At 54.8% G+C, this 2500-nt stretch carries 1 tRNA gene and 2 rRNA genes (1 of these 3 cut by a window edge); all 3 read left to right on the top strand.

Annotation, left to right across the window (positions count from 1 at the left end):
- Window positions 1-2002, top strand: a 23S ribosomal RNA gene (locus U1737_RS20510) (it extends 795 nt beyond the left edge of the window).
- Window positions 2003-2223: 221 nt separating this feature from the next.
- A 5S ribosomal RNA gene (rrf, locus tag U1737_RS20505) occupies window positions 2224-2338 on the top strand.
- A gap of 85 nt (window positions 2339-2423) precedes the next feature.
- A tRNA-Met gene (locus U1737_RS20500) sits at window positions 2424-2500 on the top strand.

Here is a 2500-nt window from a genome sequence, read left to right as displayed (position 1 = left end):
TGAGTTGTGTTTAGGGGTGAAAGGCCAATCAAGCCGGGAAATAGCTGGTTCTCCGCGAAAACTATTGAGGTAGTGCCTCGCACGAACACCTTAGGGGGTAGAGCACTGGATGGGCTAGGGGGTCGCGAGATCTACCAAACCTAACCAAACTCCGAATACCTAAGAGTGATATGCGGGAGACAGACGGCGGGTGCTAAGGTCCGTCGTCAAAAGGGAAACAGCCCTGACCTACAGCTAAGGCCCCCAAATCGTATCTAAGTGGGAAAGCATGTGGGACTTCCAAAACAACCAGGAGGTTGGCTTAGAAGCAGCCATCCTTTAAAGAAAGCGTAACAGCTCACTGGTCTAAACAAGAGGTCCTGCGGCGAAGATGTAACGGGGCTCAAGATACGTGCCGAAGCTTAGGGTGTGCCACTTATGTGGTACGCGGTAGCGGAGCGTTCCGTAAGCCTGTGAAGCGATCTGGTAATGGGTCGTGGAGGTATCGGAAGTGCGAATGCAGACATGAGTAGCGATAAAGAGGGTGAGATGCCCTCTCGCCGAAAGACCAAGGGTTCCTGCGCAAGGCTAATCCGCGCAGGGTGAGCCGGCCCCTAAGACGAGCCCGAAGGGGGTAGTCGATGGGAACCACGTTAATATTCGTGGGCCTGGTGGTGTGTGACGGATCATGTGTGTTGTCATCCCTTATCGGATTGGGATGGCTTCGAAATGGTTCCAGGAAATAGCCCCACCGTATAGACCGTACCCGAAACCGACACAGGTGGTCAGGTAGAGTATACCAAGGCGCTTGAGAGAAGTGTCCTGAAGGAACTCGGCAAATTGCCTCCGTACCTTCGGAAGAAGGAGGCCCTCACTATGCGCAAGCACTTTGAGGGGGCACAGGCCAGGGGGTAGCGACTGTTTAGCAAAAACACAGGGCTCTGCTAAGTCGGCTTCAAGACGACGTATAGGGCCTGACGCCTGCCCGGTGCCTGAAGGTTAAGTGGAGGGGTGCAAGCTCTGAAATGAAGCCCAGGTAAACGGCGGCCGTAACTATAACGGTCCTAAGGTAGCGAAATTCCTTGTCGGGTAAGTTCCGACCTGCACGAATGGCGTAACGACTTCCCCACTGTCTCCAGGACATGCTCAGCGAAATTGAATTCTCCGTGAAGATGCGGAGTACCCGCGGTTAGACGGAAAGACCCCGTGCACCTTTACTGCAGCTTCAGAGTGGCATTAGGAAGAAACTGTGTAGCATAGGTGGGAGGCTTTGAAGCATCGGCGCCAGCTGATGTGGAGCCATAGGTGAAATACCACCCTGTTTGTTTCTGATGTCTAACCTCGTTCCGTAAGCCGGAACAGGGACCCTCTGTGGCGGGTAGTTTGACTGGGGCGGTCGCCTCCTAAAGAGTAACGGAGGCGCGCAATGGTGGGCTCAGGACGGTCGGAAACCGTCTGTTAGAGTGCAATGGCATAAGCCCGCCTGACTGCGAGACTGACAAGTCGAGCAGAGACGAAAGTCGGTCATAGTGATCCGGTGGTCCCTCGTGGAAGGGCCATCGCTCAACGGATAAAAGGTACGCCGGGGATAACAGGCTGATAACCCCCAAGAGCTCATATCGACGGGGTTGTTTGGCACCTCGATGTCGGCTCATCACATCCTGGGGCTGGAGCAGGTCCCAAGGGTTTGGCTGTTCGCCAATTAAAGTGGTACGTGAGCTGGGTTCAGAACGTCGCGAGACAGTTTGGTCCCTATCTGCCGTGGGCGTCGAAATTTGAGAGGAGTTGACCCTAGTACGAGAGGACCGGGTTGAACATACCTCTGGTGTACCAGTCGTTCCGCCAGGAGCGCAGCTGGGTAGCTATGTATGGACGGGATAACCGCTGAAAGCATCTAAGCGGGAAGCCTCCCTCGAGATAAGATTTCATAGAGCCGTCGGAGACCACGACGTTGATAGATCGGATGTAGAAGTGCGGTAACGCATGGAGCTAACCGATACTAATTGCTCTATTCGCGCTTGAGAGTCTCACACCATCAATGACAACACTGGGGTAACCCAGCTAGCCAGATGCGTGCGGATGATTAAGACGACGCCAGATTGCCAATCCCCTCGCCGTCGAGGGATTGGTCACAAATACAACACAACCATGCACGGTATCGATTTTAAAACCCTCAGGCTTCGCCGCAAGGCGGAACCCGAGGGACCCAGATATTCAGTGACGCATGTCGCACCGGCTCCATTGCCTGGTGGCTATAGCGTCGGTGTCCCACCCGATCCCATTCCGAACTCGGCCGTGAAACCCGACTGCGCCAATGGTACTATCGCTCAAGCGATGGAAGAGTAGGTCGTCGCCAGGCATTGAAGCCCGTGCAACATGCAGCACACATATCACAAACCCATTCACAACGTCGTCTATACCCAACGTCTGCAACCGCAGACCGTCGCGGGGTGGAGCAGCCCGGTAGCTCGTCAGGCTCATAACCTGAAGGTCACAGGTTCAAATCCTGTCCCCGCAACCA

It is taken from the genome of Sphingomonas fucosidasi, from assembly GCF_036663855.1.
Taxonomy (GTDB): Bacteria; Pseudomonadota; Alphaproteobacteria; order Sphingomonadales; family Sphingomonadaceae; genus Sphingomonas; species Sphingomonas faeni_B.
This window is presented reverse-complemented; position numbering and strand designations above follow the sequence as displayed.